The organism is Allobosea massiliensis (assembly GCF_042655245.1).
Lineage (GTDB): Bacteria > Pseudomonadota > Alphaproteobacteria > Rhizobiales > Beijerinckiaceae > Allobosea > Allobosea massiliensis.
In genome coordinates this window covers 39,488-52,761 of record NZ_JBHSLU010000068.1, presented here as the reverse complement: position 1 = coordinate 52,761, position 13,274 = coordinate 39,488, and the positions used below count along the sequence as shown (strand labels likewise).

General features: G+C 70.6%; 9 protein-coding genes. 8 read left to right on the top strand and 1 reads right to left on the bottom strand.

Going from position 1 to position 13,274, the window contains the following annotated elements:
- Window positions 1–2: 2 nt before the first annotated feature.
- The 3 genes from paoC to ACFPN9_RS20720 all read left to right on the top strand — a co-directional run bounded on the left by paoC (window position 3) and on the right by ACFPN9_RS20720 (window position 5,008).
- Entirely contained in the window at window positions 3–2,210 is a 2,208-nt protein-coding gene (paoC, locus tag ACFPN9_RS20730; protein ID WP_066722327.1) for an aldehyde oxidoreductase molybdenum-binding subunit PaoC, read from the top strand.
- 222 nt (window positions 2,211–2,432) lie between these two features.
- Window positions 2,433–3,083, top strand: a complete 651-nt coding sequence (locus ACFPN9_RS20725) for a response regulator (protein WP_066722325.1) — start codon at window positions 2,433–2,435, stop codon at window positions 3,081–3,083.
- On the top strand, window positions 3,080–5,008 hold the full coding sequence (locus ACFPN9_RS20720) for a sensor histidine kinase (protein ID WP_377817542.1): 1,929 nt from the start codon (window positions 3,080–3,082) through the stop codon (window positions 5,006–5,008). Before ACFPN9_RS20725 ends, ACFPN9_RS20720 begins: the two co-directional genes overlap by 4 nt.
- A gap of 6 nt (window positions 5,009–5,014) precedes the next feature.
- On the opposite strand, the gene ACFPN9_RS20715 is transcribed toward ACFPN9_RS20720, so the two are convergent.
- Complete coding sequence (locus ACFPN9_RS20715; protein ID WP_066722319.1) at window positions 5,015–5,308, bottom strand: hypothetical protein; 294 nt, start codon at window positions 5,306–5,308, stop codon at window positions 5,015–5,017.
- Window positions 5,309–5,502: 194 nt separating this feature from the next.
- On the opposite strand from ACFPN9_RS20715, the gene ACFPN9_RS20710 reads away from it, so the two are divergent.
- The 5 genes from ACFPN9_RS20710 to ACFPN9_RS20690 all read left to right on the top strand — a co-directional run bounded on the left by ACFPN9_RS20710 (window position 5,503) and on the right by ACFPN9_RS20690 (window position 13,259).
- Window positions 5,503–7,422, top strand: a complete 1,920-nt coding sequence (locus ACFPN9_RS20710; protein WP_066722317.1) for a mechanosensitive ion channel family protein — start codon at window positions 5,503–5,505, stop codon at window positions 7,420–7,422.
- A 121-nt stretch (window positions 7,423–7,543) separates the two neighbouring features.
- On the top strand, window positions 7,544–7,771 hold the full coding sequence (locus ACFPN9_RS20705) for a hypothetical protein (RefSeq protein WP_066722315.1): 228 nt from the start codon (window positions 7,544–7,546) through the stop codon (window positions 7,769–7,771).
- 66 nt (window positions 7,772–7,837) lie between these two features.
- Window positions 7,838–8,944 carry an alpha/beta hydrolase gene (locus tag ACFPN9_RS20700; RefSeq protein ID WP_066722313.1) on the top strand — a complete coding sequence of 369 codons (1,107 nt, stop codon included), beginning with the start codon at window positions 7,838–7,840 and terminating at the stop codon, window positions 8,942–8,944.
- Window positions 8,941–10,098, top strand: coding sequence for an efflux RND transporter periplasmic adaptor subunit (locus tag ACFPN9_RS20695; RefSeq protein ID WP_066722312.1), 1,158 nt, complete (start codon window positions 8,941–8,943; stop codon window positions 10,096–10,098). Before ACFPN9_RS20700 ends, ACFPN9_RS20695 begins: the two co-directional genes overlap by 4 nt.
- On the top strand, window positions 10,095–13,259 hold the full coding sequence (locus ACFPN9_RS20690; protein ID WP_066722311.1) for an efflux RND transporter permease subunit: 3,165 nt from the start codon (window positions 10,095–10,097) through the stop codon (window positions 13,257–13,259). Before ACFPN9_RS20695 ends, ACFPN9_RS20690 begins: the two co-directional genes overlap by 4 nt.
- The last annotated feature ends 15 nt before the right edge of the window (window positions 13,260–13,274 follow it).

The following is a 13,274-nucleotide window of genomic DNA, read 5'->3' as shown; positions in this document are numbered from 1 at the left end:
CCATGAAGTTCGACAAGCCTGCCACCGAGAACCCGATCGACCGGCTGAAGGTCGTCGGGCATCCCCATGATCGCATCGACGGGACACGGAAGGTGACCGGCACGGCGCGCTATGCCTATGAGCAGCACGATGTCGTGCCGAACCAGGCCTATGGCCATGTGATCGGTGCCGCCATCGCCAAGGGCCGGATCACCGCGATGGACACGGAGGCCGCGCGCCGGGCGCCGGGCGTGATCGCCGTGCTGACGGCCAAGGAGGCCGGACCGCTCAAGAAGGGCAAGCGCAACACCGCGCCGCTGCTCGCCGGCCCCGAGGTCGCCCATTATCACCAGGCCGTGGCGCTGGTCATCGCCGAGAGCTTCGAGCAGGCGCGCGCGGCGGGAGCCCTGGTCAAGGTGAGCTACGAGACGGCCGAAGGTGCTTTCGACCTCGCGGAGGCGAAAGACGGGGCCGCCAAGCCCGAGGGCGACGATCCCAGCCTCGACGACACGCAGGTCGGCGATTTCGCGGGCGCCTTCGCGCAGGCGCCGGTGACGCTCGACGCAACCTATACGACGCCCGACGAGAGCCACGCGATGATGGAGCCGCATGCCACGCTCGCGGCCTGGGAGGGCGAGCGGCTGACGCTCTGGACCTCCAACCAGATGGTCGCCTGGGGCGTGACCGACATGGCGACCACACTCGGCATCCCCGAGGACAGGATTCGCATCGTCTCGCCCTTCATCGGCGGCGGGTTCGGCGGCAAGCTCTTCCTGCGCTCCGACGTGCTGCTGGCGGCGCTCGGCGCGCGGCTGGCAAAGCGGCCGGTCAAGGTCGCGCTGTCGCGGCCGCTGATCGTCAACAACACGACGCACCGCCCGGCCACGATCCAGCGCATCCGCATCGGCGCGACCCGCGACGGCAAGATCACCGCGATCGGCCATGAGAGCTGGTCCGGCGACCAGCCGGGTGGCGGACCGGAGGTCGCGGTGCAGCAGACGAGGTTGCTCTATGCCGGGGCCCATCGCATGACCGCGATGCGCCTCGCCGAGCTCGACCTGCCGGAGGGCAACGCCATGCGCGCTCCGGGCGAAGCTCCGGGGCTGATGGCGCTGGAAATGGCGATGGACGAGATGGCCGAAAAGCTCGGGCTCGATCCGATCGCCTTCCGGGTGCTCAACGACACCCAGGTCGATCCCGAGAAGCCGGAGCGCCCGTTCTCGATGCGCCGCCTCGACGAATGCTTTCGGGTGGGGGCCGAGCGCTTCGGCTGGTCGCGTCGCTCGGCGCGGCCGGGAGACAGGCGCGAGGGCAACTGGATGATCGGCATGGGCGTCGCCTCCGCCTTCCGCAACAACATCGTGATGAAGTCCGGTGCGCGCGTCCGCCTCGACGCGAACGGCATCGTCACGGTCGAGACCGACATGACCGATATCGGCACCGGCAGCTACACCATCATCGGCCAGACCGCGGCCGAGATGCTCGGCGTCGGTCTCGACCGTGTCGTGGTCAAGCTCGGCGATTCGACCTTTCCCGTTTCCGCCGGGTCCGGCGGCCAATGGGGCGGCAACAGCTCGACGGCGGGCGTCTATGCGGCCTGCATCAAGCTGCGCGAGGCCGTGGCGCAGAATCTCGGGATCAACTCGGCCGAGGCGGTCTTTGCCGACGGTACGGTGAAGGTCGGCAATCGCAGCCTGTCGCTGGCCAGCGCGGCGGAAGGCGGGCCGCTCAGCGGCGAGGACACGATCGAGTTCGGCGAACTCGACGAGACGCATCAGCAATCGACCTTCGGGGCGCATTTCGTCGAGGTGGGCGTCGACGCCTACACCGCGGAGACCCGTATTCGGCGGATGCTGGCGGTCTGCGCAGCGGGGCGGATCCTGAATCCGAAGACGGCCCGCAGCCAGGTCATCGGCGCCATGACGATGGGCGCAGGAGCGGCGCTGATGGAGGAGCTTGCGGTCGACAAGCGCCGTGGCTTCTTCGTCAATCACGACCTCGCCGGCTATGAGGTGCCGGTTCATGCCGACATCCCGCATCAGGACGTGATCTTTCTCGACGAGGTCGATCCGATGTCCTCGCCAATGAAGGCCAAGGGCGTCGGCGAACTCGGCATCTGCGGGGTCGGCGCGGCTGTCGCCAACGCCATTTACAATGCCACAGGCGTGCGCGTCCGCAACTATCCGATCACGCTCGACAAGCTGCTGCAGCACATGCCGGACGCCGCCTAGCCATTGCGATTGACGCTTCCGGCGGAAGGTTCCCTGGCGCAGGCTTTGCCGATCGGCAAGTTTTGGCTGGGGAGGGGCCGGGGAACGACTGTGCCAAGGCCCGACCGCTCGCCCCATGAACATGGGCTGTCGCGCGAAACGGCGCGCCGCTAGAGTAACCGGACGGGGGCTGCTTCGCAGGGGGCGTCGGCGGACCGCCCGGCGAGGGGAGCGAGCCGGCGCATGATCTCGGTGCTGCTGGTCGAGGACGACGCGCCGACGCGCTGGCGCCTGCAGGACGCGCTCGGCGCCGGGCAGGAGTTCGCCGTCACCGCCGCCGCGACTCTTGGCGAGGCGCGGGCGAGCCTGGCGGAGTGCGCGCCGCGCGTGCTGCTCACCGATCTGCAACTTCCCGATGGGCACGGCCTCGAGCTGATCCGCGAGACGCGACAGCGCCACCCCGACACCGAGATCATGGTGATCTCGATTCTCGGCGACGAGGAGAGCGTCATCGCGGCGATCCGCCAGGGCGCGACCGGCTATCTGCTCAAGGACGCCGTTCCGACCGACATCGCGGCGACGGTGCGCGACCTCGTCGCGGGCCATTCGCCGATCTCGGCCTCGATCGCGCGCTTCATCGTGCGCCGCACCCAGACGCAGCCTTCCGCCGCGCCCGCGCCCAATGCCCTCAACACGGCCAGGCTGACGCCGCGCGAGATCGACATCCTCTGGGGCATCGCCAAGGGCTTCAGCTATGCCGACATCGCCGGCCATCTCGGCCTGTCGCGCCAGACGGTGCCCGGGCACATCAAGAACATCTACCGCAAGCTCGAGGTCAACACCCGCGGCGAGGCGGTGTTCGAGGCGTTGCAGCAGGGTCTGATCCGGCTGTGACCGAGGCGGCGACCGGCCGGGAGGCGCCCGAGGCGCCGGCGGCGCCGATGGGCGCGCCGCGGATCGCGCTCTGGCTGACAGGCTATCTGGCGCTGCAGGCGCTGATCGTCGGGCTCTGCCTCCTGCTCGCCACGCTGCCGGCGCCCGAGCCACCGGAACGCTACGGCCTGTCGCAGGCGCGGCTGGAGCCGGCCGGCCGGGCCGTGACGCTGCCGCATCACCTCGACACCCGCTACACCATGGACGATCCGCCGCTGTTCCGGCTGAGCTTCGGGGGACCTCCCGCGGCCCCGGCGAGAGAGGCCTGGGCGGTGATGCTGCCCCGCTTCACCAACGGGGTCGTGGTCGCCGTCAACGGCGTCGAGATCCTCGACAGCCGCCGCACGCCCTCGGCCAACCGGCCGGACCGCAGCACGCCGGCGATCGCGGTCGTCCCCTCCGTGTTGCTGCGACCCGGCCCCAATGAGCTGACGGTTCGCCTCCTCGTCTGGGGGCCGCTGACCGGTTTCCTCGACCGGGTCTATGTCGGCCCGGACGCAGCGCTGCGGCCGGCCTATGAGCGGCGGGTGCTGCTCTTCGAGACGCTGCCCGTGGTTCTGGCAGCCTGGCAGAGCATCCTGGCCGTCATCCTCGGCATGATGTGGCTGATGCGGCGGCACGAGCCCGAATATGGAGCGCTCGCCGCCTCGATGGCGCTCGGCGTGACTCAGACCTTCATTTCCGCGCCGAGCGGCCAATCGCTTTATGGCGGGCTCAATGCCGTGCTGATCGCATCGGCACCGCTCGAGAGCGCCTTCGCTGTGGTGTTCTTCGTTCTTTTCCTGGGGCTCAAGCTGCCGCGGGCCGCAGCACTGCTGTTCCTACCGGGGCTGATCATCACCGTCGTGGGCCTGTTGGCTGGTCCCGTGCCGGTTCGCAGACTCTATCTCCTGCTTGGGCCGTTCACCGTCATGTTCTGTCTCGTGTCGACGGCGGTGATCATCGCACTCGTTTTCCTGCGGCGGCGCGACATGATCACCCTCCTGCTCGGGAGCGCGGTGACGGTGGTCCTGTTCTTCTGGGCCTTTGACATCTTCTCGATTCTCGATGTCGCGTCGGACCGGCGGATCTTCTTCTCGCGCATCTCCTACTCGGCCATGGTGATCGCCATCGGCATCGGCCTCACCTGGCGCTTTGCCCGCGCCCTGAATCAGGTCGACGGCTTCGCCTCGCGCATGGTCGGACTCGTCCGCGAAGCCGAGGACAAGCTGCGCGCGACGCTGGCCCGCGAGGAGGAGCGGGCCCGGGCGATGGCGCTCTCGAACGAGCGCACCCGGCTGATGCGCGACCTGCATGACGGTCTCGGCGGCCAGCTCGTCAGCATCGTCGCCCTGAGCGAGCGCCAGCGCAGCGGCGGTGCGCCGATCGGCGAGGCGGCCCGGGCGGCATTGCGGGATCTGCGGCTGGTGATCGACGCGATGGACGACATCGGCGGCGATCTCATGCTGGCGCTCGGAGCGTGGCGGGAGCGGATCGCGTCGCAGCTCAGCGCCCACCGGATCGCGCTCGACTGGACGGTGCTGACTCCACAGGGATTGCCCGTTCATCCGGAATTGCGGCCGGGCCACGTCATCCAAGTCCTGCGCCTGCTCGACGAGGCGGTCACAAATGCCGTGAAGCATGCGGGGGCCGGCACGATCCGCGTCAGCATCGAGACACTGATGGGCGAAGCGGGCGAGCATGGCCGCATCACCGTGGCCGATGACGGCCGTGGCTTCGCCGGATTGGGCGGGGGCGATGCCGGTCCGCCCGGGCGCGGCCTCGCCAACATGAAGCGGCGCGCCGAACGCTGCGGCGCGCTGCTGGAGATCGTCTCGGGTCCGGAGGGGACGCGCGTGACGCTCGACCTGCCGGCCCGCTTCGCCGATCTGGAAACGGGCGGCTGAGCCGTTTCAGCGGCGCCCGACGCGGTTGACCGGGCCGCCGCGGTTGGCGGGCGTGCCGGGCCGCACGCCGACGCCGCGCGCGCCGGCCCCAACGCCGCGATAGGGCGTCGCCACCGCTGCCCGAGCTGCCGGGGCACCGACAACGACCGGGGCGCCCGGGCGGGCCACGCAGCCCTTGGGCACGCCGACCGTCTTGCAGTAGACGACCGCCGCCTGCGCCGGCGCCGGCTCCAGCGCGGCCAGCGCGGAGAGTGCCGCCAGACCGAGCGCGGCGCGCGTGATTCCTTGAATGCGACCCATGGGTTGTGTCCTCCGCCATCCTCGCGTCCGCGTCCTGACCGACCGGCCAGGCATCGCGACACATCCCAATCTGGCCGGTTGCCCCTGCCGGCGACATCCCATGAAGATGGGGTGGCCGGGGCGCCGCCGAGGGGCTCTGGTCGAGCGTGGCGGCGCAGGGGCGAAAAGCCCCGCGGCCGCGCGGGGGAGGGCGCATGTCGGGAGAAGCAGCGGCTCAGGCGATCGCGGCCCCGGTTCAGGGGGAAGGCAGCGGCATAGGGCCTCTGGACGCGCTGCGCCGACTCGTCGAACTGGCCGACCGCGAGTTCGTCTCGGCATTGACGACGGCGCCGCGGCTGCCCGGCGAGGTGGGCGGGGTGGTGGCGCGCGCCCTGCCGGATGCGCCGCTCGCCTTGGCGCAGACGCTGGCCGTCTGCGCGGCGGTCGTCCTCGCCTATCTCGGGACCCGCCTGATGCTCGCCGGCCCGCGCCGCCGGGCCGGGGCCGCGCGCAGTGCCCTCGCCGGCATGGCCGGGCTTGCCGGGCTGGAGGTGCTGGCGCTGCTGGCGGCGGCGATCACGGGGCGGGTGCTCCTTGTGCGCGGGCTCGGCATCCTGCCCGGCAGCGAGCTGCTGCCGCGCGACATGGTGATCGCGCTGGTGCGCTGGCTGATGGGGCTGACGCTGCTGCTCATCCTGTTCCAGCCCCAACTCCGTCGCTTCCGCCTGGCGCGGGTGGACGATGCCGGAGCGCGCAAGGCGGTGCGCCGCTTCGCCGTGCTCTTCGCGCTGGCGCATCTGCACATCGTCCTGCTGGCGGCGGCCCAGCGCGCGGGCCTGAGCACAGAGTCCGCCAAGCTCATCTCCTGCCTCGTCGCTGCCCTGCTGACGGCCGGGGCGGTGCAGCTCTTTGCCTCGCTCGGGCGCCATGGCACCGGCGCCGCGCCGCGCTTCGTCGCGATCACCCTCAGCCTGCTGGCCTTCGCCTTCTGGCTCTGGGGCTGGGTCGACGGTGGCTTCGCGCTCTTTCACGGCGCGGTCGGCACGATGGTCGTGCTCCTGGTGGCCCTCTCGCTCGACCGGGCGATCGCGGTGAGCATCCGCGATTCGCGCCAGCCGGCCGAGATGCGGCGGCTCTTCGTGCTGCGCGTGCTGATCGACAGCATCGCCCTGGTCACGATCCTGCGCATCGGGCTCGAATTCTGGATCGTCGGCGCCTTCGGCTGGCTGCCGGCGGAGAGTGGGCGGCTGTTCGGCTACCGCCTGAGCTTCGCCTCGCTTCTCTTCGTGCTGGGCGCGACCGGCGCGGCGATCGTCCATGTCTGGACGGAAGCCGCGCTGATGCCTGGGGAAGGCGAGGGGACGCTGCAAGAGCGCGACGCGCGCCTGGCGCGGCTGTCGACCGTGCTGCCGATCCTGCGCGCCACCACGATCACGCTGATCTGCGTCGTGTTCTCGCTGGTGGCGCTGTCGGCGCTCGGCGTCGACATCACGCCGCTGATGGCCGGCGCCGGCATCGTCGGTCTGGCGATCAGCTTCGGCTCGCAGGCGCTGGTGAAGGACGTCGTTTCCGGCGTCTTCCACATCGTCGACGACGTCTTCCGCATCGGCGAATCCGTCGAGGTCGGCTCGCGGCGGGGCACGGTCGAGCAGATCAACCTGCGCAGCGTGAGGCTGCGCGAGGAGGATGGGCGGCTGCACACGATCCCGCTCGGCGAACTCGGCGCCGTCACCAATCACAGCCGCAAGCTGATGCGGATGAGCGTCAGCGTCGCGCTCGACCGGACGCCGGACCGAGACGGCATCGTCCTGTTCACCCGCCAGGCCGCGGCGGCGCTGCGCAGCGAGCCGGCGATCCGGCAGGCGATCGTCGGCGACATCGCCGTCAAGCTTAACGCGCCCGGGCCGGGTGAGGAGCCGGAACAGGACGCGCGCGGCTCGCTCGTCTTCACCTTCAGCATCGGCGCCGCGGCGGCGGAGCGCGCCCGGCCCCTCATCCGCCGCCTGATCGAGGAGACGATCGACGAACTCGCCGTGGCGGGGCTGCTGCGCGAGGTCGCGATCGCGACGGACGACCTGTCGAGCGCCGCTGCTCCGGCCGCGGCGACGGCGCCGAGCCCGGCCGCTGCCGGCTGATATCCCGCCCTTGGGACACCCATGAACATGGCATGGGCGACGCGGGGGCGCCGGGCCATGCTGAACAGGCCCGAGGATCGCCGATCGCCGGGTCACCTTCCCAGCCGAGAGGGCCTTTTCCATGAAGACATCGACCTTGCTCGCCTGCGCGCTGCTGCTCGCGGGCACCGGCCTCGCGGGTGCCCAGTCGGCGCCGACCCGTGCGGAACAGATGGCCTGCCGTTCGGATGCGCAGAAGCTCTGCGCCTCCTTCATTGGCCAGCCGCAGCCAATGAACGCCTGCCTGAAGGACAACAAAGCGAAGCTCTCGAACGACTGCCGCAAGGTCGTCGAGGCGCGGGGCGGCTGAGCGGCGCCGGCGGGGATCGACGGCGGCGGGGGGATGCCGATGCGATGCAAGCTAGGCCAGTTGGCTGTGACGGGAATCGCGCTCGTGGCGCTGGCGGCAGGGGGCTGCGCCGGCCCGGGCCGCGGGCTGCTGGTGCCGGTGGCGAAGCCGCCGGCCGAGGCCAAGACCCGCACCGTCCTGGCGGTGACGACGCGGGACAGGGCCGACGGGGCGAGCGGCCATCTCTTCTCGGGCGAGCGCGGCGACACGGCCCGCTATGCCAGCCTCACCCTGTCGCTGCCGAAGGGGCGGGCGGCCGGATCGGTTCCGACCGATGCCGATAGCCCCGACCCCGACAAGCACATCGCGCTCGTCGCCGCGCGCGAACTCGACGCTGCGGCGTTTGCCGGTCTCGCCCGCAGCGAGTTGAAGACGCGGCGCCGGGCGCTGGTCTTCACCCATGGCTACAACACGCAGTTCGACGAGGCGGTCGTGCGCCTCGCCCAGATCGTCGACGACACGCACTATCCCGGCCTGCCGATCCTGTTCAGCTGGCCTTCGCGGGGAGAGATCCGCGACTACGGCTACGACAAGGATTCCGCCAATTTCAGCCGGGACGTGATGGCCGATCTGCTAGCGCGGCTGGCGCGCGATCCCGGCATCGAGGGGATCGACATCTTCGCCCATTCGATGGGCAACTGGCTGACGATGGAGACGCTGCGGCAGCTCGCGATCGCGGGCGACGCGAAGACGCTGGGGCGGCTCGGCACCATCGTGATGGCCGCGCCCGACATCGACATGGACGTGTTCCGCACGCAGATCGCACGGCTGCGGCCGCTCGCCGCCCGCATTGTGCTCTACGCCTCGCGCGACGATTATGCGCTCGACCTGTCGCGGCGGCTGTTCGGCGGCAAGATCCGGGCCGGCGCCAACACCGATCTCGGCCAGTTCCGCGCGCTGGGGATCGAGGCGCACGACCTCTCCGAGGTCGCGGGCGGGATCGGCCGCAACCACAACAAGGCCTTCGGCGACGGCACCACCATCGCCGCGATCGGGCGAGCGATCGCCGGCGGGGCCGGCGCGACCAAGGCTGGCGGCTCGACCCTGAACGAGCGCTTCGAGACGCTGGGCCGCTCCGTGACGCTGCTCGGCGACGCCCTCATTCCCGGCCCACCTTTGGGAGCTTCGCGATGACCGTCCCTTCGCCGATCGGGCCGCGGCTCGCGATGCCGGCGCTGCTGTCCCTCGCCGCCCTGCTCGCCGGCTGCAACGAGAAGCCGGCGGCCTCGGCACCACCACCCGCCGAGGTCCGCGTCGCCGCGCCGGTCGCGCGGCCGGTGACGCGCTATCTGGAGCTGACGGGCCAGACCGCCGCGGCGAAGCGGGTCGATCTTGTGGCGCGGGTTTCGGGCACGCTGAGCGAAATCCGCTACCGCGACGGCGCTTCCGTGAAGCAGGGCGACGTGCTCTTCGTGATCGAGCCCGACAATTACCGGCTCAGCCTTCAACTCGCCGAGGCAGCCGAGGCCCAGCAGAAGGCGCTGCTGGTCCAGGCCGAGGCCGATCTTGCCCGCCAGAAGCAGCTCGCGCTGCGCCAGGCCGCCTCGGAAGCCGCGCTCGACAACGCCCAGAGCCGGCGCGATTCGACCGCCGCGGCCCGCGAGCAGGCCGCCGCCCAGGTGGCACAGGCGCAGCTCAACCTGGCCTATACCGAGGTCAAGGCGCCGTTCGACGGCACCGTCTCCGCCCATCTCGTCGATCAGGGGGCGCTGGTCGGCGTCGGCGGGCCGACGCTGCTGGCCTCAATCGTCCAGAGCGATCCGATCAAGGTACGCTTCTCGCTCGACGAGCAGACCGTGCTGCGGATCCGCGAGGCGATGCGCCAGCGCGGCCTGACGCTGGCCGGGCTCGGCAGCGTTCCGGTCGAGATCGGGCTCGACACCGATGCCGGCTATCCGCATGCCGGCCAGCTCGATTATGTCGCGCCGGAACTCGACATGGGCAGCGGCACGCTGGCGGTGCGGGCCTCCGTGCCGAATCCGAAGGGCGTGCTGCTGCCGGGGCTCTATGTCCGCGTGCGGCTGCCGCTGCAGAAGGACGTGCCATCCCTGCTGGTGCCGGAGGCGGCGCTCGGCGCCAGCCAGACCGGGCGTTATGTGCTGGTCGTCAACGGGCAGGAGCGCGTCGAGCAGCGCGCGGTCGAGATCGGCGAGGCCAGTGAGGGCGGCCTGCGCGTCATCCGCTCCGGGCTGTCGGCGGGCGACCGCGTCGTCGTCGGCCTGATGCAGAACGCCATTCCCGGCAGCCGGGTGCGTCCCGTCACCGATGTCGCGAAGGCGGCGCGCTGATGGCGAAATTCTTTATCGAGCGGCCGGTCCTGGCCAATGTCATCGCGGTGCTCACCGTCATCCTCGGGCTGGTGGCGCTGCTGCGGCTGCCGGTCGCGCAATATCCCAATGTCGTGCCGCCGACGGTGCAGGTCACGGCGCGCTATCCCGGCGCCAGTGCCGCGGTGATCGCGCGCGAGGTCGCGCTGCCGATCGAGCAGAAAGTCAATGGCGTCGAAGGCATGATCTACATGTCCTCGACCAGCACCAGCGACGGGCTCTACACGCTGACGGTGACTTTCGCGATCGGCACCGATGCCGACAAGGCGCAGATCCTGGTGCAAAACCGCGTCGCCGCGGCGCTGCCGCAGCTGCCCTCCGTCGTCCAGACGCAAGGGGTGCAGACCAACAAGCGCTCGACCGCGATCCTCCAGATCGTCGCGCTCACCTCCGATCGCGCGGGCCATGACAGCCTGTTCCTGTCGAATTTCGCGACGCTGAACCTGCTCGACGAGATCGCGCGGCTGCCGGGTGTCGGCGCCGTCAACGTCTTCGGCGCCGGGCAATATGCCATGCGGATCTGGCTCGATCCGCAGAAGATGCAGCTGCGCGGGCTGCTGCCCTCCGACATCGTCAATGCCGTCAACCAGCAGAATCGCTCGGTCGCCTCCGGTCAGCTCGGCATGGCGCCGACCGCCGGCGACCAGGCCTTCCAGACGACGCTGCTGACGCCCGGCCGGCTCGACGAGGTCGAGGCCTTCGAGGCGATCATCGTGCGGGCCGACGGCAACCGCATCACCCGCCTGCGCGACGTCGCCCGCGTCGAGCTCGGCGCCCAGGCCTATGGCCAGGATTTCCGGCTGAACGGCCAGCCCTCGGCCGGGCTCGCCATCTTCCAGCTGCCGGAGGCGAACGCGCTCGAGGTGGCGAAGCTCGTGCAGACGCGGATGACCGCGCTCTCGGCGCGCTTTCCGGAAGGGATGGGCTGGAGCGTGCCCTTCGACACAACCCGCTTCGTCGAGGCCTCGCTGGGCGCGGTCTACAAGACGCTGGTCGAGGCGGCGGTGCTGGTGTTGCTGGTGATCCTGATCTTCCTGCAGGACTGGCGCGCGACGCTGGTCCCGGCCACGACCGTGCCGGTGACGATCATCGGCGCCTTCGCGGCGATGGCGGCGCTCGGCTTCACCGTCAACATCTCGACGCTGCTGGCGGTCGTGCTCGCCATCGGGATCGTCGTCGACGACGCCATCGTCGTGGTCGAGGGCGCCGCCCATCACATGGAGCGGGGCCTGAGCCCGCATGACGCGACGGTGCGGGCGATGGAGGAGCTGATCGGCCCGATCATGGGCATCACCCTCGTTTTGATGGCGGTGTTCCTGCCGGCCGCCTTCCTGCCGGGGCTGAGCGGCGAGATCTACCAGCAATTCGCCCTGGTGATCGCCGCCACTGCGCTGATCAGCGCCGTCAACGCGGTCACGCTGAAGCCCGCGCAATGCGCGCTCTGGCTGCGGGCGCCCAGGCCCGTCGCGCAGCGCGCCTGGATCTACCGGATGTTCGAGCGCGGCTATGGCGCCTGCGAGCGCGCCTATGTGCGGCTGGTGCGCCGGCTCGTGGCGCGCAGCGGGATGGTTTTCACGGTGACGCTGCTGCTCGTCGGAGCGTCCGTCTATGCGCTGAGCCGCATCCCGACCTCCTTCCTGCCGGTCGAGGACCAGGGCTACATGCTGGTCTCGGTGCAACTGCCGGACGGGGCCTCGCTGTCGCGCACGACGGCCGCCCTCGACGAGGTCACCAAACGGGCGCGCGCCGTGCCGGGCGTGGACAAGGTCATCGCCATCGCCGGCCTCTCGGCCCTCAACGACAATGCCAGCCTCGCCAATGCCGGCGTCGCCTATGTGATGCTGACCGACTGGAAACTGCGCCGGAAGGGCGAGGACCTGCTTGGCCTCTATGGTGCGCTCAACCGGGCGATGGCCGATCTCGAGGACGGCGCGGCGCTGGTGCTGCCGCCGCCGCCGATCCAGGGCATCGGCAACGCCTCGGGCTTCACCATGAAGGTCGAGCTGCGCGACGGCAGCTTCGACTACGCCAAGCTCCAGCGCCTCGCCGACGCGATCGCCGAGCGCGCCCGCGCGCAGAACCGCTTCCAGGCGGCGCGCAACACCTTCAGCGCCCAGGCGCCGCAGGTGGAACTGGCGATCGACCGCACCAAGGCCGAGGCCCTGGGCATCTCCTTCGGCGCCGCCACCGATGCACTCGGCGCCTATGTCGGCTCGGCCTATGTCGGGCAGTTCAGCAAGGGCGGCCGCGTCTTCCAGGTCTTCGTCCAGGCGCAGGCCGAGGCGCGGATGGAGGCCGAGGGGCTGCGGACGCTGAAGCTGCGGGCCAAGAGCGGGGAGATGGTGCCGCTCGGCGCCATCGCCGACATCCGTCCCGGTATCGGTCCGTCCCTGATCAGCTTCCACAACCTCTACCCGGCGGCGACGCTGATCGGCGCGCCCAACCGCGACGTCAGCTCGGGCGAGGGGCTCGACATCCTGGCCGAGATCGCGCGCCAGATTCTGCCGCCCGGCACCGGCTACGAGTGGTCGGCCCTGTCCTATCAGGAGCGGGAACTGGCGGGGCAGGTCTTCGTCGTCTACGCGCTCAGTCTGCTGCTGGTCTATCTCGTGCTCGCCGGCCAGTATGAGAGCTGGATCGCGCCGCTCGGCATCATCCTCTCGGTGCCGCTGGCGCTTCTGGGGACGGCGGGCGCGATGCTGGCGCTCGGGCTCTCCAGCAATCTCTATACGCAGATCGGGCTCGTGCTGCTGATCGCGCTCTCGGCCAAGAACGCGATCCTGATCGTCGGCTTCGCCCGCGACCTGCATCTGAAGCAGGCGATGCCGCTGGCGGAGGCGGCGATCGAGGCGGCGCGGCTGCGGCTGCGGCCGATCGTGATGACCTCGCTCGCCTTCATCCTCGGGCTGGTGCCGCTGGTGCTGGCGAGCGGGGCCGGCGCCAACGCCCAGAAATCGATCGGCTTCGCCACGCTGACCGGCATGATCGGCTCGACGCTGCTGACCGTGGTGGTCGTGCCCTCGGTCTTCGTCGTGCTCCAGAAGCTGGAAACCCGGCTCCGGGGGGAGCCGCGCGTGCCGCCCGTGGCGGTCGCCGGCAGCGCCGGCCACGGCCACGGCTAAGGGGAGGGGCGCTCC